Source organism: Micrococcus endophyticus (assembly GCF_014205115.1).
Lineage (GTDB): Bacteria > Actinomycetota > Actinomycetes > Actinomycetales > Micrococcaceae > Micrococcus > Micrococcus endophyticus.
Genome location: NZ_JACHMW010000001.1, coordinates 74,604 through 90,661, shown reverse-complemented (window position 1 = coordinate 90,661; position 16,058 = coordinate 74,604). Strand labels below are relative to the sequence as shown.

General features: G+C 74.6%; 13 protein-coding genes. 8 read left to right on the top strand and 5 right to left on the bottom strand.

What is annotated here, in order from left to right:
* Positions 1–105 precede the first annotated feature (105 nt).
* Entirely contained in the window at positions 106–2,442 is a 2,337-nt protein-coding gene (locus tag HDA33_RS00420; RefSeq protein WP_184169724.1) for a S9 family peptidase, read from the top strand.
* Positions 2,443–2,553: 111 nt separating this feature from the next.
* On the opposite strand, the gene HDA33_RS00415 is transcribed toward HDA33_RS00420, so the two are convergent.
* The gene (locus HDA33_RS00415; protein WP_184169721.1) at positions 2,554–4,440 is read right to left on the bottom strand and encodes a glycoside hydrolase family 15 protein; all 1,887 of its coding nucleotides are present in this window, start codon (positions 4,438–4,440) and stop codon (positions 2,554–2,556) included.
* 193 nt (positions 4,441–4,633) lie between these two features.
* On the opposite strand from HDA33_RS00415, the gene HDA33_RS00410 reads away from it, so the two are divergent.
* The 6 genes from HDA33_RS00410 (at position 4,634) to HDA33_RS00385 (ending at position 11,485) form a co-directional block, all read left to right on the top strand.
* The gene (locus HDA33_RS00410; RefSeq protein WP_184169718.1) at positions 4,634–6,034 is read left to right on the top strand and encodes a glucose-6-phosphate dehydrogenase; all 1,401 of its coding nucleotides are present in this window, start codon (positions 4,634–4,636) and stop codon (positions 6,032–6,034) included.
* A gap of 278 nt (positions 6,035–6,312) precedes the next feature.
* Complete coding sequence (locus tag HDA33_RS00405) at positions 6,313–6,612, top strand: GNAT family N-acetyltransferase (protein WP_221432937.1); 300 nt, start codon at positions 6,313–6,315, stop codon at positions 6,610–6,612.
* A gap of 53 nt (positions 6,613–6,665) precedes the next feature.
* Positions 6,666–7,640 (top strand): 1,4-dihydroxy-2-naphthoyl-CoA synthase, encoded by a 975-nt coding sequence (locus tag HDA33_RS00400; protein WP_184169716.1) that lies wholly within the window; start codon positions 6,666–6,668, stop codon positions 7,638–7,640.
* Positions 7,641–7,671: 31 nt separating this feature from the next.
* A complete protein-coding gene (locus HDA33_RS00395; protein ID WP_184169713.1) occupies positions 7,672–9,237 on the top strand; it encodes an aspartate:alanine exchanger family transporter in 1,566 nt (521 codons plus the stop codon).
* 66 nt (positions 9,238–9,303) lie between these two features.
* Positions 9,304–10,485 (top strand): AMP-binding protein, encoded by a 1,182-nt coding sequence (locus HDA33_RS00390; RefSeq protein WP_184169710.1) that lies wholly within the window; start codon positions 9,304–9,306, stop codon positions 10,483–10,485.
* Between the two features lie 127 nt (positions 10,486–10,612).
* Positions 10,613–11,485, top strand: coding sequence for a 1,4-dihydroxy-2-naphthoate polyprenyltransferase (locus tag HDA33_RS00385; RefSeq protein ID WP_184169707.1), 873 nt, complete (start codon positions 10,613–10,615; stop codon positions 11,483–11,485).
* A 25-nt stretch (positions 11,486–11,510) separates the two neighbouring features.
* On the opposite strand, the gene HDA33_RS00380 is transcribed toward HDA33_RS00385, so the two are convergent.
* Positions 11,511–11,783, bottom strand: coding sequence for a DUF4229 domain-containing protein (locus HDA33_RS00380; protein ID WP_184169704.1), 273 nt, complete (start codon positions 11,781–11,783; stop codon positions 11,511–11,513).
* Positions 11,784–11,917: 134 nt separating this feature from the next.
* Between HDA33_RS00380 and HDA33_RS00375 the strand changes: the two genes are divergently transcribed.
* Complete coding sequence (locus tag HDA33_RS00375) at positions 11,918–12,322, top strand: PLDc N-terminal domain-containing protein (RefSeq protein WP_184169701.1); 405 nt, start codon at positions 11,918–11,920, stop codon at positions 12,320–12,322.
* Positions 12,323–12,443: 121 nt separating this feature from the next.
* Here the strand turns inward: HDA33_RS00375 and ccsB are convergent, their stop codons facing one another.
* Genes ccsB through HDA33_RS00360 form a run of 3 tightly spaced genes read right to left on the bottom strand, consistent with a single transcriptional unit; the run spans position 12,444 to position 16,047 of the window.
* Positions 12,444–13,595 carry a c-type cytochrome biogenesis protein CcsB gene (gene ccsB, locus HDA33_RS00370; protein ID WP_184169698.1) on the bottom strand — a complete coding sequence of 384 codons (1,152 nt, stop codon included), beginning with the start codon at positions 13,593–13,595 and terminating at the stop codon, positions 12,444–12,446.
* Positions 13,596–13,597: 2 nt separating this feature from the next.
* Entirely contained in the window at positions 13,598–15,295 is a 1,698-nt protein-coding gene (gene resB / locus HDA33_RS00365; protein WP_158491600.1) for a cytochrome c biogenesis ResB family protein, read from the bottom strand.
* On the bottom strand, positions 15,292–16,047 hold the full coding sequence (locus tag HDA33_RS00360) for a cytochrome c biogenesis CcdA family protein (RefSeq protein WP_184169695.1): 756 nt from the start codon (positions 16,045–16,047) through the stop codon (positions 15,292–15,294). Before HDA33_RS00360 ends, resB begins: the two co-directional genes overlap by 4 nt.
* Between the last annotated feature and the right edge of the window lie 11 nt (positions 16,048–16,058).

Genomic DNA, 16,058 nt, shown 5'->3' with positions numbered 1-16,058 from the left:
TCGCCGCACGCCCGCATCGCCGACGGCGAGTCGTGAGCGCAACGCGGGCAAGGGCCAGGGCACGACGACGGCGCGGCTCGGCACGACGCCGCGCGGCGTGATGGGATGGGCGGCATGCCCGAGAACACCGCTGCGCGCGACGCCGCCGTCGCCCCCGAGACCACCCCTGCCGCCCCGACCGCGACCGAGCGGCCCGTCCCGCCGACCGCCGCCGTCGCCCCCGTCGCGGACACCGAGCCGACGGAGCGCACCCACCACGGCCACACGTTCACGGACGAGTACGAGTGGCTCCGCGGCAAGGAGGAGGCCCGGGTGCTGGAGCACCTGCACGCCGAGAACGCGTACACGGACGCCGTGACGGCGGACCAGGCGCCCCTGCGCGCGGCGATCTTCGGGGAGATCAAGGCCCGCACCGTGGAGACGGACCGCTCGGTGCCGTCCCGGCGCGACGGCTGGTGGTACTTCGCCCGCACCAAGGAGGGCGCCGAGTACCCCGTGCACTGCCGCGTCCCCGCCGCGGACACGGGCGACCTCGAGGCGGACTGGACCCCGCCGGTCGTCACCCCGGACGCCCCGTTGGAGGGCGAGCAGGTGATCCTGGACGGCAACGCCGAGGCCGAGGGCCACCCGTTCTTCGCGCTCGGCGGCCTGCACATCAGCCCCGACTCGACCCGCGTGGCCTACGCCGTGGACCACACCGGCGACGAGCGCTTCACCCTGCGCGTGCGCGAGATCGCCACCGGTGAGGACCTGCCGGACGTGGTGGAGAACATCGCCCACGGCGTCCGCTTCGACCGCTCCGGCGCGCGCGTCCTCTACACCGTGTGGGACGACTCGTGGCGGCCCTACCAGGTCAAGGCCCACGTGCTGGGCACCGACCCCGCACAGGACCAGCTGCTCTACGAGGAGTCCGACCCCGGCATGTGGACCGGCTTCACCGGCACCGCGGACCGCACCCAGCTGCTCATCGGCGTCGGGAACTCGGAGGTCTCTGAGACGCACGTGGTCGACCTGCCCGAATCCCCCGACGCGCCCCTGCCTGCCCCGCGCCTGCTCATCCCGCGTGCCTGGGGGATGCTGGCGGACGTCGAGCCGGTCACCGGCGCGGACGGGGTGCGCCGCCTGCTCGTAGTGCACGACCGCACGGTCGCCCGACAGGACGCGGCCGACGCCGGCGTCCCCGCGCCCAACGGCATGCTCTCGCTGGTGGCCGAGGCGGACGTGGCGGACCGCGGCGCGTGGCGCACCGTGGTGCCCCACCGCGAGGACGTCAAGGTCGACGGTGTCATGGTGACCCACACCCATGCCGCCTTGGCGGTGCGCCGGGAGACGACGCCGCGCGTCGTCGTCGCCCCGCTGGGCTCGGTGCTCGCCGGCGAGGCCGCCGACTGGCGCGAGCCGGCCTTCGAGGAGGAGCTGTACGCGTGCCACCTGGCCTCGACGGCGGCCGAGTCGCCGTTCCTGCGACTGGCCTACACCTCCTGGATCAGCCCCGCCCGCGTGCTCGACGTCTCCGCCGCCACCGGCGAGGTGCACCTGCGCCGCGAGACCGAGGTCCCCGGCTACGACCCCTCCCTGTACGTGGCCGAGCGCGTGTGGGCGCCGGCCTCCGAGCCGAGCTCCGTCACCGGGGAGCCCGTGCGCATCCCCGTGACGGTGATCCGCCGGAAGGACGTGGCCGCGGACGGCACCGCCCCCTGCGTGGTCTACGGCTACGGCTCCTACGAGATGTCCATGGACCCCGTGCTGGGCGTGGCCCGCCTGTCCCTGCTGGACCGCGGCGTGGTCTACGCGGTGGCACACGTGCGCGGCGGCGGCGAGCTGGGCCGGCGCTGGTACGAGGACGGCAAGAAGCTGGTCAAGCGCCGCTCCTTCACCGACTTCGTGGACGCCACCCGTCACCTCGTGGACCTCGGCTGGGCGGATCCGGCCCGCGTCGCCTGCACCGGCGGCTCGGCCGGCGGACTGCTGATGGGCGCCGTGCTCAACCTCGCCCCCGAGCTGTACCGGGCGTGCCTGGCGGTGGTGCCCTTCGTGGACGCGCTGACGTCCATCCTGGACCCGGAGCTGCCGCTGTCCGCGCTGGAGTGGGAGGAGTGGGGCAACCCCATCGAGGACCCCGAGGTGTACGCGGCCATGCGCGACTACACGCCGTACGAGAACGTGCGGGCGGTGGACTACCCGGCGATCGCCGCGGTGACGAGCCTGCACGACACCCGCGTGCTCTACGTGGAGCCCGCCAAGTGGGTGGCCCAGCTGCGGCGGACGGTGACGAGCGACCAGGCCACGCCCCTGGCCGAGGGCGGCGCCCCGATCCTGCTGCGCACCGAGATGGACGGCGGCCACGGCGGCGCGTCCGGCCGCTACCAGGGCTGGGAGGACACCGCGTGGGAGTACGCGTTCCTTCTCACGGCCCTCGGTGCGACGCAGCGGGTGGACTGAGCGGGCGGGCCGGGCTGCGGGGAGCCCGGCCCGCGCTGGGTCGCTGAGTCACGGGGTCACTGGGTCACTGAGTCACGGGGTCACGGGGTCACTGGGCCAGGAAGCCGCCCCTCAGCCCTCTCCCCCGGCGGCCCCGCGCGCCTCCTCCAGCGCGTCCACGGCGCGGATCAGGCCCAGGTGGGAGAACGCCTGCGGGAAGTTGCCGGCCATCCGGTCCAGGCCGTCGTCGTACTCCTCGGCCATGAGGAACAGGTCGTTGGAGCACTCGTCCAGGCGGGCCATCAGCCGCTCCGCGTCCGCCAGGCGCCCCGAGCGGGCATACTGCTCCACGAGCCAGAACCCGCACATCATGAACGGCGCCTCCTCCCCCGGCAGCCCGTCCATCCCGGACGCGCGGTAGCGCATCACCAGCCCGGTCTCCGTGACGAGGTCCCGCTCCACGTCCGCCACGGTGGCGAGCATGCGCGGGTCGTCGTGGGGCAGGAACCCGGTGTGCGGGATTTGCAGCAGGGAGGCGTCCGTCTCCTCGGACCCGTAGGTCTGCCGGAACCCGCCGGAGGGCCGCACGCCCTCCGTGAGGATCTCCTCGCGCAGCTCGTCCCGCACCTGCTCCCAGGCGGCCAGCTCCTCGTCCTCCGCGGGCAGGCCGTGGTCCCGGGCGGCGTGCAGCGCCTGGTCCAGGGCGGCCCACATCATCACCCGGCCGTGGGTGAAGTACGCGGGCTCGCCGCGCATCTCCCACAGCCCGTGCTCCTTCGTGTCCCGGTGCTCCAGCACGCGCTCCACGAGCCGCTTCTGCAGGGTCCAGGACCAGCGGTCCTCGTCCACGCCGGCGTCCCGCAGCCGCCCGAGGGCCAGCATCACGGTGCCGATCACGTCCGCCTGCCACTGGTCCGCCGCCCCGTTGCCCACGTGCACGGGGCGGGAGCCCTCGTAGCCGGGCAGGTGCTCCAGGTCCCGCTCGGGCATGCGGCGCTCCCCGGAGAGCGTGTACATGATCTGCACGTCCCGGGGGTCGCCGGCGATCGCGCGCAGCAGCCAGTCACGCCACGCGCACGCGTCGTCGGTGTGGTTGTGGGCCATGAGCGCCTCGAGGGTCAGCGCGGTGTCCCGCAGCCACACGTACCGGTAGTCCCAGTTGCGCACGCCGCCGATGTCCTCCGGCAGGCTCGCGGTGGGGGCGGCCACGATCCCGCCCGTGTCCCGGTGCGTGAGCCCCTTGAGCACCAGCAGGGAGCGGGCCACGCGGTCCGCCCGCGGGCCGGTGGCCAGCGGCTCGCCCAGCCACTCGACCCAGTCGGTCACGGTGGCCTCGAGGGCCCGCTCCGGGTCCGGGGCGGCCGGGGCCATGGACCACGAGGGGTACCAGGCCAGCGTCCACGCCGCGCTCTGCCCGGCCTCCAGGCGGGTGCGCCCGCGGTGGGCCGTGCCGTCCGGGCGCAGGTCCGGGCCGTGCACCGCGAGCGCGTCGCCGCCGGCCACCACCGCCAGGAAGGACTCGTCCGCCGGGTCCGTCTGCCGCGAGACCCACGGCACCACCTCGCCGTAGTCCATCCGGAACTGCAGGCACTGGTCCACGCTGACGCTGCCGGAGGTGCAGCGCACGAGGCGCACGAGGTCCGCCCGGGCCGCCTCGCCCTCGCCCTCGTCGGCCAGGGCGCCGGCGTCGTCGTCGTGGGCCCGGCCGGAGCCGCGGTGGCTCGTCAGCGGCATGAAGTCGAGGACCTCGGCCTCGCCGTCCGGGCCGCACCAGCGGGTGCGCAGCACGAGGGTGCCGGGCAGGTAGGCGCGCTCGCGGACCTCGCCGTCGGCGATCCGCAGCCTCCACCGGCCGTGCTCCGGCTCGCCGAGCAGGGAGGTGAACACGGACGGCGCGTCGAACCGCGGCAGGCACAGCCACGTCACGTCCCCGTCCCGGGTGAGGAGCGCCCCCGAGTGCTGGTTGGAGAGGTACGCGTGGTCCTCGATGAGCGGCTGGCGGGGGGTCGCGGTGGTCATGCCCGCCAGTCCATCATCCGCGCCACGCGGCTGGCCAGGGCTGGCGGCGGGGGCGGGGTGGGGGCGGGCGGGCACGCACGGCGACGGCGGCCCGGCGGGACGACGACGGCGGCCCGGCCCGCCTGGACAGGCCCCGCGGCCGGGCGGTTGACTGGCCGGGACCCCGCCGCCGACGCCTTCCCGAGGGAGCCCCATGACCGCCCGAGCCGACCGCGACGACGTCGCCCTCATCATCCTGGGCGCCACCGGCGACCTCACCTCCCGCCTGCTGCTGCCCGGCCTGGCCGGGGCGCTCGCGGCGCACGACCTGCCGCGCATCACGCTTGTGGGCTCCTCGCACAGCGAGCACGACACGCAGGAGTGGCAGGGCATCGTGCGGGAGGCGCTCAAGGGCACCGCCCTGGACGCCGCCGCGGTCGACGACCTCGTGGAGCGCGCGGTGTGGCGGACCGCGGACGCCACGGACGCGGACGACCTGCGGGCCCTGTTCGCCGCGGCGCGGGAGGCCGCCGGGCCCGAGGCCGTCCCCGTCCTGTACTTCGCCCTCGGCCCGGGGATCACTCGGGAGTCGGTGGACGCGCTCGCCGGCATGGACGACCTCCCGGACCGGCTGCGCCTGACCCTGGAGAAGCCGTTCGGCGAGGACGAGGCGAGCGCGCGCGAGCTCAACGCGGTGCTGGCCGACATCGTCGAGGAGGACCGCGTCTTCCGCGTGGACCACTTCCTGGGCGAGTCCATGGTGACCGCGCTGCTGGGGCTGCGCACCGCGAACCGGCTGCTCGGGCGCGTGTGGGACGGGCGGGACGTGGAGCGCGTGGACGTGGTGGTCGACGAGGCGATCGGCCTCGAGGGGCGCGCCGAGTTCTACGACGGCACCGGCGCGCTGGAGGACATGCTGCAGTCGCACCTGCTCCAGGTGCTGGCCATGACGGCCCTCGAGCCGCCGGCCCGCGTGGCCGCGGACGAGCTGCATGACGCCGTCGTCGAGGTCCTGCGCGCCACCCGCGTGTGGCAGGACGACCCCGTGGCGGCCTCCCGCCGCGCCCGCTACACCGCCGGCGAGGCGGACGGCCGGCCGGTGCCCGCGTACGCGGACGAGGAGGGGGTGGACCCGCGGCGGCGGACCGAGACGCTCGCCGAGGTGACCCTCGCCGTGGACACCGACCGGTGGCGCGGCGTGCCGTTCCGGCTGCGCTCGGGCAAGGCGCTCGAGCGGACCCGCTGGGAGGTGGCGCTCACCCTCCGCGCGCCCGAGGACGTGCCCGAGGGGCTGTCCCCGGCCGCCGGCCGCGACCGGATCGTGGTGGGGCTCCAGCCGCGAGGCGTGCGGATCGAGCTGGCGGTGGACGGCGCGGACACCCCGTTCGACGCCGAGCGGCGCGCACTCACGGCCGGCCTCGGCGAGGAGCACGTGGACGCCTACGGCGAGGTGCTGCGCGGGATCCTCACCGGCGAGCCGCTGCTGAGCGTGCGCGGCGACGCCGCCGAGGAGTGCTGGCGGATCCTGGCGCCGGTGATCGCCGCGTGGGAGGCCGACGAGGTGCCCCTGGACGAGTACCCGGCCGGCTCGGCGGGACCCGAGGGCTGGGACTGAGGGTCGAGGGGCTGACCACCAGCGCTTTCGTGCGGGAAACGGGAGGCTTCGCTGGGACCGGGTCCTGGTCCCGCGGCCACCTCCTGAAGCCTCCGCCACCCCGATGCGTCAGGGAGTGACCGCGGGACAGGGTCGTCCTACCCTGGCCGCATGGCGCCCACGCCCGAGCCCGAGGACCTCCCCTCGCGCCCGTCCTCCCCCACGCCCTCCGGCCCCACTCCTCCGCCCCGACCCGCGCTCACCATCCGCGAGGCCTGCCGCACCGGGCCGCACTGCGCGTGCTGGACGAGCGAGGCCCGCGCGTCGACCAGGCCCTGGAGGCCCGGCACCCGGCCGAGCCGCACTGGTACCTGGGGCTGCTGACCGTCGCCCCGGACGCGCAGGTCGGCGGGGTGGGCTCGGCGCTGGTGCGCGCCGGTCTGGCCCGGGCGGACGCCGACGGCCTGCCCGCGTACCTCGAGTGCGAGCGGCACCGCGAGGCGTACTACGCGCGGTTCGGCGTCGCGCGCACCCCCACGGTGGAGATCGACGACGGCGCCCCGGCCCACCTCGGCATGTGGCGTCCGGCAGGCGGGTAGCCTCCCGTTTCCCGCACGAAAGCGCCGGTGGGGGTCGGGGATAGACTCGCCGCGTGACCGAGACGACCCCCGCCGCCGCCCGTGACCGCCTCCCCGAGAAGGTCTCCGACCTCTTCGACCCCACCCGCTGGCGCGTGGTGGAAGGCTTCGACTTCGAGGACCTGACCTACCACCGGCAGGTGGAGCGCGACGCCGACGGCCGCTGGGTCCGCGACCTGCCCACGGTGCGCATCGCCTTCGACCGACCCGAGGTCCGCAACGCCTTCCGCCCCGGCACCGTGGACGAGCTCTACCGCGCGCTCGACCACGCCCGCATGACCCCGGACGTCGGCACGGTGCTGCTCACGGGCAACGGCCCCTCCCCCAAGGACGGCGGCCACGCCTTCTGCTCGGGCGGCGACCAGCGCATCCGCGGCCGGGACGGCTACCGCTACGCCGAGGGGGACACGGCCGAGACCATCGACCCCGCGCGCGCCGGCCGCCTGCACATCCTCGAGGTGCAGCGCCTGATGCGCACCTCCCCCAAGGCGATCATCGCCGTCGTGAACGGGTGGGCCGCCGGCGGCGGCCACTCGCTGCACGTGGTCGCGGACCTCACCCTCGCCTCGCGCGAGCACGGGAAGTTCAAGCAGACCGACGCCACGGTGGGCTCCTTCGACGCCGGCTACGGCTCGGCCCTGCTCGCCCGGCAGGTGGGCCAGAAGCGTGCCCGCGAGATCTTCTTCACCGCCCGCGAGTACTCGGCCGAAGAGATGGTGGCCATGGGCGCCGTCAACGAGGCGGTGGACCACGAGCGCCTCGAGGAGGTCGCCCTCGAGTACGCCGCGGACATCAACCGTCAGTCCCCGCAGGCCCTGCGCATGCTCAAGTTCGCGTTCAACCTTCCCGACGACGGCATGGCCGGCCAGCAGGTCTTCGCCGGCGAGGCCACGCGCATGGCCTACATGACGGACGAGGCCGTGGAAGGCCGGGACGCGTTCCTGCAGAAGCGCGACCCGGACTGGTCCGCCTTCCCGTACCACTTCTGACCGACCACCACGGCAGGACGGAGACCCGCCCATGCTCGCACTGCTCAACGACCAGCCCCTCCTCGTCCTCATGGCGACCGTCGCCCTGGGCGCCGCCGTCGGCACCATCCCCCTGGGCAAGATCCGCCTCGGCGCCTCCGGAGCACTGTTCGTGGGCCTGCTCGTCGGGGCGGTGCTGCCCGACGTCGGCGACCGGCTGGCCCTGTTCCAGAGCTTCGGTCTGGCCCTCTTCGCCTACCTGATCGGGCTCGGCGCCGGCAAGGTGTTCTTCCGGGACCTGCGCCGCAACCTGCCCCTGATGCTGGCCGCCGTCGTCGTGGTGATCCTCACCGCCTTCACGGTGCACCCGCTGGCCGCGCTGCTCAACATGGACCTGCCGACGGCGATCGGCGTGTGGACGGGTTCGCTCACCGCGACGCCGGCGATGGCGCTGGCGAACCAGCTCACCGGCGGGCAGGCCCCGGCCGTGGGCTACGGGCTGTCCTACCTGGTGGGCGTGGTCGGCACCATCATCGCGATCACCCTGCTCGCCGCCCGCCCGTGGAGCAGCTCCCCGCGCGATCCGGCGCCGGTGACCGACGGCAAGCTGCGCTTCACCGCCGCGGCCGCCACCTCCGCCCTCGCCGTGCGGGAGATCCCGGGGGTCTCCGAGGGGCTGGTGCGCGTGGTGGCGCTGCGCCACGGCGGCGTGGCCCGGATCGCCGGCTCCGCCGACCGGATCGAACCCGGGGACGAGGTCGTCCTGGACGGCACGGAGAAGAACGTCGACGCAGCCGTGCAGGCCTTCGGCCGCCGCACCGACGCCGACCCGGCGCGGGTGATGAACCCGCTGCAGACCTCCATGGTCATCGTCACGGCCCGCGCCCTGGCCGATCGCCGCCTGGGCACGCTGTCCCTGCGCGAGCGCTTCGGCACCGACGTCGCCCGGCTGCGGCGCCACGACGTCGAGTCGCTGCCCACCCCGCAGACCGAGCTCAAGGTCGGCGACCGGGTGCTCATCGTGACCACCGCGCCGCGGATGGAGGCGGTGCGCGACTTCTTCGGCAACTCGACCCGGGGGCTCTCGGACCTGGACTGGATCTCCCTGGGCACGGGCATGGCGCTGGGCTACCTGCTGGGCATGGTGACGATCCCGCTTCCGGGCGGGGCCTCCTTCGCCCTCGGCCCGGCGGCCGGGTGCATCCTCGTCGGCCTCGCCCTCGGGGCGATCGGCCGCACCGGACCCACGGTGTGGGAGCCGTCCACGGAGATCGCGCTGACGCTGCGGCAGTTCGGCCTCATGCTCTTCCTGGGCGTGGTGGGCCTGGCCGCCGGCCCGGCGTTCATCGAGACGGTGTTCACCCGGGTCGGCGGGCTGGCCATCCTGATGTCCGCCGTGCTCACCGCGCTGACCGCGGCCCTGCTCATCGCCGCGGCACGGCTGCTGGGGCAGTCCGTGGATCGCACCTTCGGGGCGCTGGCGGGCATCACGGGCCAGCCGGCGATCCTGGACTACGCGCTCTCCCGGTCCACCGACGCCCGCGTGACCGAGGGGTACGCCCAGCTGTTCGCGCTGATCATGGTGGTCAAGATCGCCACGGTGCCGTTCATGCTCTGACCGGCCGGGCGGATCCGGTCCACCGGGCGGGTCCGTCCGACCGCCGGGCCTCCTACACTCGGGGCCATGCCCGCCACCGCCGACGCCCTCGCCCGCGCCACGGACGCCCTCGCCGCGGCCTTCGACGGCGGCGCCCCCGTTGAGCTGACCGCCGACGGCGCCGTCCTCCCCCGACCCGAGGCCCGCGACCCGCGCCGCTGCGGCGACCCGGACGCCGTCGCCGTGGTGCGCACCTCCGGGTCCACGGGCACGCCGAAGCAGATCGTCCTGACCGGCGCGGCCCTGCGCGCCTCGGCCGCGGCCACGGCCCGGCGGCTCGGGGGCGAGGGGGCGTGGCTGCTGGCCCTCGGCGTGCACTATGTGGCCGGGCTCGCCGTGCTCTCCCGCTCGATCGCGGCCGGGACCGCACCCGTGGCCCTGCCACCGGGCCCCTTCACGCCCGCGGCGTTCGCCACCGGGGCGGCCGCCCTGCCCGACGACGCCGGCCCCCGGCTCGTCTCGCTCGTCCCCACCCAGCTCGCGCGCCTCCTGGCGGCCGACGCCGACCCGGTCGGGCGGGCGGCCCTGCGCTCCTTCGACCGCGTGCTCGTGGGCGGTGCCCGGCTCGATCCCGCGCTGCGGGCCGCGGCCGAGGCGGCGGGGGTGCGACTCACCGCCACCTACGGCATGGCCGAGACGTGCGGCGGCTGCGTCTACGACGGCGTGCCGCTGCCCGGCGTCGCCGTCGCGGTGGCCCCGGACGGCCCCGACGCCCCGCCGCGCGTGCGCCTGGCCGGGCCCATGGTGGCGGCCGGCTACCTCGACGACCCCGCCCGCACCGCCGCCCACTTCGTCCCCGCCGCGGACGGCGCCCGCGCCTTCCTGACCGAGGACACGGGCGTGCTCTCCCCCACGGACGACGGCGGCGTGCGGCTGGCCGTGACCGGCCGCCTGGACGACGTCGTCATCACGGGCGGGGTGAAGGTGTCCGCCGCCGCGGTGGCGGCAGCCCTCGAGGCGCACCCGGGCGTCGCGGCGGCCCACGTGGCCGGCGTGCCGGATCCCGAGTGGGGCGCCCGGCTGTGCGCCGCCGTCGTGCCCGCCCACCCGACCGCGGCCCCTGACGAGGCCGTCCTGCGCGCCCACGTGCGCGAGGCGCTGGGTGCGGCCGCGGTGCCCAAGACGTGGCTCGTCCTCGAGGCCCTGCCGCTGCTCTCCACCGGCAAGACCGACCGGCAGGCCCTGGCCGCCCGGTTCACCGCCGGCTGAGCGTCGCCCCGCCCGCGTGGGAGAATGACCCGGGCCCGGCCGACGTCGGGCCCCGGCCGCGCTCCGCCGTCGACCCGGCCCGCCGCGCGCCCATCCCCACCCCGCTCCCCAGGAGGAACCCTCGCCCATGGCCGCCACGCTCTCCCAGTGGGTCGCCGCCGCGCGCCTGCGCACGCTGCCCATGGCGATCGCCCCCGTGATCGTCGGTTCGGCCGCCGCCGCGGAGCTCGGCTCCTTCCACCTCGGCGCGGCGCTGCTGGCCCTCGTGGTGTCGCTCGCGCTGCAGATCGGCGTGAACTACGCCAACGACTACTCGGACGGGATCCGCGGCACCGACGACGAGCGCGTCGGCCCCTTCCGGCTCACCGTCTCCGGGCTCGTGCCCGCGGCCCAGGTGAAGCAGGCGGCCTTCGCGTTCTTCGGCCTCGCCGGGCTGGCCGGCCTGGGGCTCATCCTGCTCTCGGGGCACTGGTGGTTCCTGCTGGTCGGCGTCGCCTGCGTGCTGGCCGCGTGGTTCTACACCGGCGGGAAGCGGCCGTACGGGTACCTCGGCCTCGGTGAGGTGTTCGTGTTCGTGTTCTTCGGGCTGGTGGCCGTCCTCGGCACCACGTACACCCAGGCCGACGCCGTCAGCGGCCTGGCGTGGGCCGGCGCGATCGGCTGCGGCCTCATCTCCACGGCCCTGCTGATGGCCAACAACATCCGGGACATCCCCACGGACCGCGAGGTCGGGAAGATGACGCTGGCCGCCCGCCTGGGCGACGGACCCGCGCGGGCGTCCTACGGCGTCATGCTCGCCGTCGCCCTGCTGCTGCCGCTGTTCTGGGTGGCCGTGCACCCGTGGCTGCTGCTGGTGCCGCTCGGCGGACTGCTGGCGATCCGGCCGATCCGCACGGTGCTGCGCGCCGACGACCGCCGGACACTGATCCCGGTGCTGCGCGCGACCGGCGTGATCGGGATCGTCTACGCGCTGACCTTGACCCTCGGCGTCCTGCTCTGAGCGCCCGCACCGCGGGCCCCGGGGCTCACTCGCGGAAGCGGCCCTGCGTGTAGGCGTCCTCGGCCTCGGCGTCGGCGGCCTCGGTGCGGCCGCGGCGGCCGGGGCGGCCCTCCCACGCGGCGGACAGGTCCTGGGAGGCGCCCCGACGCAGGCGGCCGAGGAACAGGTAGCTGACGGCGAACGTCAGGATCGCGGCGGCCAGGGTGGCCATGACCATGCCGAGGCCGAGCTGCAGGCCGACCCACCAGAGGACGAAGAAGAGGGCCACGCGGAGCAGCCCGTAGTAGAGAATGCGCACCGGCCCATTCTACGAGCGGTGCCTGGACGCCCGCCGGGGGCCGCCGTCACCCCCTGGACGCCCGCCGGTTCCGCGGGCCTTCGCCCGGGGCGGAGCCGAGACCGGCTCCGACCGCCCCCGCATAGACTTGAAGGATGGGCCGTTTCATCATCCCCGCCGCGATCGTCCTCGTGGGCCTCACGCTGTACGCGCTGTTCGAGGCCCTCATGACCCCCGCCCACGAGGTGCGCAGCCTGCCGAAGTGGGGCTGGGTGGCCGTCGTGGTCCTGCTCCCCCTCGTGGGCCCGCTGCTGTGGCTCGTGCTGGGCCGCGCCCGCGTGGCCCGCGGCACGGCACGTCCGGCGCCCCGCGGCCCCGGCGCCCCCGACGACGACGAGGCGTTCCTGCGCAGCCTCCGCGTCCAGCGGCGCCAGGCCGAGCGTGAGCTGGAGCTGGACCGGCGTGACGCCGAGCTGAAGGCCCGCGAGGAGGAGTTGCGCCGTCGTCGTGAGCGGGGCGAGGAACCCGACGCCGACGATCCGGACGCCCCCACCCCCTGACCTCCCCCAGGAACACTTTCGCTCGTGAAAACGTCGCTACCATCCCGGAAATCCGGGGCGGTAGCGACGTTTTCACGAGCGAAAGCGCTGGGGGTGGGGGGGGGAAGCGTGAGGCCTCGGGTCAGCTGGGCAGCCCCGCGTAGGAGTGCAGGCCCGGGAAGTACGTGTTCACGATCGTGTAGTTGAACACGATGCAGAGGAAGCCCACGATGCTCAGCCAGGCGGCGCGCGCGCCGGTCCAGCCGCGGGTGGCGCGGGCGTGCAGGTACGCCGCGTAGACCACCCAGATCACGAAGGTCCAGACCTCCTTCGTGTCCCAGTTCCAGTAGCGGCCCCACGCGGCCTCGGCCCAGATGGCGCCGGCGATCAGCGTGAAGGTCCACATCACGAAGCCCACCGCGTTGATGCGGAAGGACCAGTTCTCCAGGGAGTCGGAGGAGGGCACGAGGCGCAGGAACGACCAGGTGGGCTCGCCCGCTGCGGCGCGCTTCTCGGCGCGGTCCTGGAGCAGCTGCAGCATGGACATGGCGGCGGTCAGCGTGAACAGCGCGGTGGCCAGCACGGCGATGGACACGTGGATCACGAGCCACGGGGACTGCAGCGGCGGCTGCAGGTGGCCCACCGGCGTCGGGAAGCCCATGGTGGCCGCGCACATCATGGCGACGACGAGGCCGGTGACGAAGGTGCCCACGAAGCGCAGGTCCTTGCGGAAGAGGAACAGCAGGTAGACGGTCGTGATCACGAGCGCGCCGGAGGTCATGAACTCGTAGAGGTTGCCCCACGGCACGCGGGAGGCGGCGAGGCCGCGGGCGACGACGGCGAACGCGTGCAGCGCCCAGCCGGTGGCCAGCACGGCCACGGCCACGTTGGCGATCGGCCGGCGGCCGCCGCCGGTGTAGTCCATGTCGTCGTCCACGAGGCCAGTGTCGGAGCCGGTGCCGAGGCCCGACGCGCGGGAGTCGGCCCACGCGGCGCCCGTCGCGGCGCCCGCGGTCGAGCCGGACGCGGCCGGCACGCCCGCGCCCGCGGAGCCGGCGGAGGCGCCGACGCCGGCGCCCACGGCCTCACGAGCCGCCTCGCGGTCCGGGACGAAGCGGACGTCGCCGCGCTGGGCCGCGAGGTCCTCCTCGAGCCGCCGGATGGTGGCCGAGGACGTGGCCATGTCGACGGTGAAGAGGATGAACGCGGCCGCGTACACCAGCGCGGCGATCAGCATGAAGAGGTCGCTGTACAGCGCCAGCTGCTCGTTCACGGGGGCCGTGGGGTTGAACACTGTCAGTCTCCTGATCGGGGGGTGCGGGGACCGGCGAGGGTCTCGGGGGTGGTTCCAGTGTGGCCGACGGCGGCGGCCGATGCGACGGCCTCCTCCTCGGACTCGGGGGCGGCGACGGGCCACCAGCGCTCCATGGCCGAGCGCAGGGCCACGTGCTCCTCGTGCAAGCCGAACTCCTCGCCCCGGGCGAGCAGCGCGTACTCCACGCGGGTGCGGCCGGCCTCGTCGGTGCGGGCGCGGACCCACACGCGGCGGCGGCGGACGAACAGGCTGATGACCAGCCCGAGCAGGGCGGTGGTGGCGAAGAGGCCCACGCCCCACTTGCCCGGGTCGTAGTGGATGTCCAGGCCGACGTAGCGGCGGACGCCGTCGAAGCTGATGGTGCCGCGGCCCTCGGGGAGCTCGTAGGTCTCGCCCTGGCCGAGCACGATGCCGCCGTGCTCGTTGGTGCGGCTGTTGAGCTCGGTGAGGGACTCGGTGTCCAGCACGTACACGTTCTGCGGGCGGCCGGTGTCCAGGCCGAGGTCCCCGTAGTACGAGTTCAGCTGCAGCTCCGGGTTGAGCAGCTCGGGGTCCGCGGAGAACGCGGCGCCTTCCTCGTCCTCCACCGCCGAGGGCAGGAAGAAGCCGACGAAGCCCAGCTGGTCCGGCCGCGCGTCGGGGACCTTGATGGTGGCCTGCGAGCCGTAGTTATTGTCGAACACGCGGGTGACCACGGGGCCCTGGAAGGCCACGTCCCCGGCGCCGTCGCGGATGGTCACCACGGGCGCGTAGCCGTTGCCCACGAGGTAGACGCGCACGCCGTCGATGTCCAGCGGCTGGTTGACCTTGAGGATCTGGCGCTGGAGCTCGCCGCCGGAGCCCTCGCGGACGTCCATGACGGCGGTGTAGTCCAGCGGCTGGCCGTAGTGGGTCTCGGACTCGCGGTCGAACACCGCGTCGAAGGAGTCGAGGGTGAGGGAGAACGGCTGGAGGTCGTCCGCGCTGAAGTAGGTGCCGGGGGTGAAGGAGTCGTAGGCCACGAGGTTGTTGGCGAAGCCCTCGCCCTCCACGATGATCTTCTGCCCGCCGTACTTGGTCATGCCGCCGTAGGCCATGAACACGAGCACGCCGATCAGCGAGACGTGGAACAGGATGTTGCCGATCTCGCGCAGGTATCCGCGCTCGGCGCCCACGGACGCGCCGCCGGCCTCGGGGCGGTGCTCCACGCGGTAGCGGCGCTTGCGCAGCCACGCCTGGGCTCTGGCCACGGCCTCCTCGGGGCTCGGGCCGCCCTCCTCGAGGACGACGACGCCGGAGGCCGGCAGGCGCGTCAGGTTGCGGGGGGTGCGGGCCGGGGGCTGGCGCAGGGCCTTGGCGTGCTGGATGGCGCGCGGCCACACGCAGCCCACGAGGGAGACGAACAGCAGCAGGTAGATGGCCGAGAACCAGACGGAGTTGTAGACGTCGAAGAACTGCAGGGCGTCCAGGACGGGGCCCCACACGGGGTTGTCCTCGATCCACTGGTCCACGATCTCGGGGCCGGCACGGCGCTGGGGCACGAGGGAGCCGGGCACGGCGGCGACGGCGAGCAGGAGCAGCAGCATGAGCGCGGTGCTCATGCTGGTCAGCTGGGTCCAGATCCAGCGCAGGGTGCCCGCCAGGCCGAGGCGCGGCAGGGTGACGGGCTCGGAGCGCGTCCGGGCGGCCTTGGAGCTCACAGGGGCATCTCCCATTCGTTGGCGAACCACAGCTGCAGCTGCGTGGTCCAGGCGGTCCAGACGCCGGTGACCATGAGCAGGCCCAGCGCGATCAGCAGGGCGCCGCCGAGGCGCATGATCAGCACGCGGTGCCGGCGGAAGAACCCGAGGGCCCGCATGCCGCGCTCCATGCCGAGGGCCATGAGCACGAACGGCAGGCCCAGGCCGAGGCAGTAGAGGAAGGCGAGCAGGGCGCCGCGGCCCACGGAGCCGGAGCTGGCCGTGGACATGGCCAGGACGGCGGCCATGGTGGGGCCGATGCACGGCGCCCAGCCCAGGCCGAAGGTCATGCCCAGCAGGGGCGCGCCGACCAGGCCGGCGGCGGGCTTGACGTGGATGCGGCGCTCCTGCTGTAGCCGGCCGCCGCCACCGAGGAACACAAGGCCCATGAGCATCACGAGCACGCCGAGCACGGGGGTGACCCAGGCGCCGTCGCGCCGCAGCCAGACCATGGCCTGGGTGAACACCACGGTGATGCCCACGAACACCACGGCGAACCCGAGCACGAACAGCACGGAGCCGAGCACGAGGCGCCCGCGGCGGCGGCTGGTGAGCACGTCCCCGCCGAGGCCGGTGACGTACCCGAGGTAGCCGGGCACGAGCGGCAGCACGCACGGGGAGAGGAAGGAGATCAGGCCGGCCAGCACGGCGATCGGCGCGGCCAGCAGCAGAGAGCCGTCGAGGGCGATCTCGGCGAAGGGGTTGCTCTGCATGGACACGGCGG

What these genes read in the sequence shown, in the direction of transcription:
- HDA33_RS00420 (WP_184169724.1), top strand. Translation starts at nt 106, where the DNA reads ATGGGCGGCATGCCCGAGAACACCGCTGCGCGCGACGCCGCCGTCGCC.
- HDA33_RS00415 (WP_184169721.1), bottom strand. Translation starts at nt 4,440, where the DNA reads ATGACCACCGCGACCCCCCGCCAGCCGCTCATCGAGGACCACGCGTAC.
- HDA33_RS00410 (WP_184169718.1), top strand. Translation starts at nt 4,634, where the DNA reads ATGACCGCCCGAGCCGACCGCGACGACGTCGCCCTCATCATCCTGGGC.
- HDA33_RS00395 (WP_184169713.1), top strand. Translation starts at nt 7,672, where the DNA reads ATGCTCGCACTGCTCAACGACCAGCCCCTCCTCGTCCTCATGGCGACC.
- HDA33_RS00390 (WP_184169710.1), top strand. Translation starts at nt 9,304, where the DNA reads ATGCCCGCCACCGCCGACGCCCTCGCCCGCGCCACGGACGCCCTCGCC.
- HDA33_RS00385 (WP_184169707.1), top strand. Translation starts at nt 10,613, where the DNA reads ATGGCCGCCACGCTCTCCCAGTGGGTCGCCGCCGCGCGCCTGCGCACG.
- HDA33_RS00375 (WP_184169701.1), top strand. Translation starts at nt 11,918, where the DNA reads ATGGGCCGTTTCATCATCCCCGCCGCGATCGTCCTCGTGGGCCTCACG.
- HDA33_RS00360 (WP_184169695.1), bottom strand. Translation starts at nt 16,047, where the DNA reads ATGCAGAGCAACCCCTTCGCCGAGATCGCCCTCGACGGCTCTCTGCTG.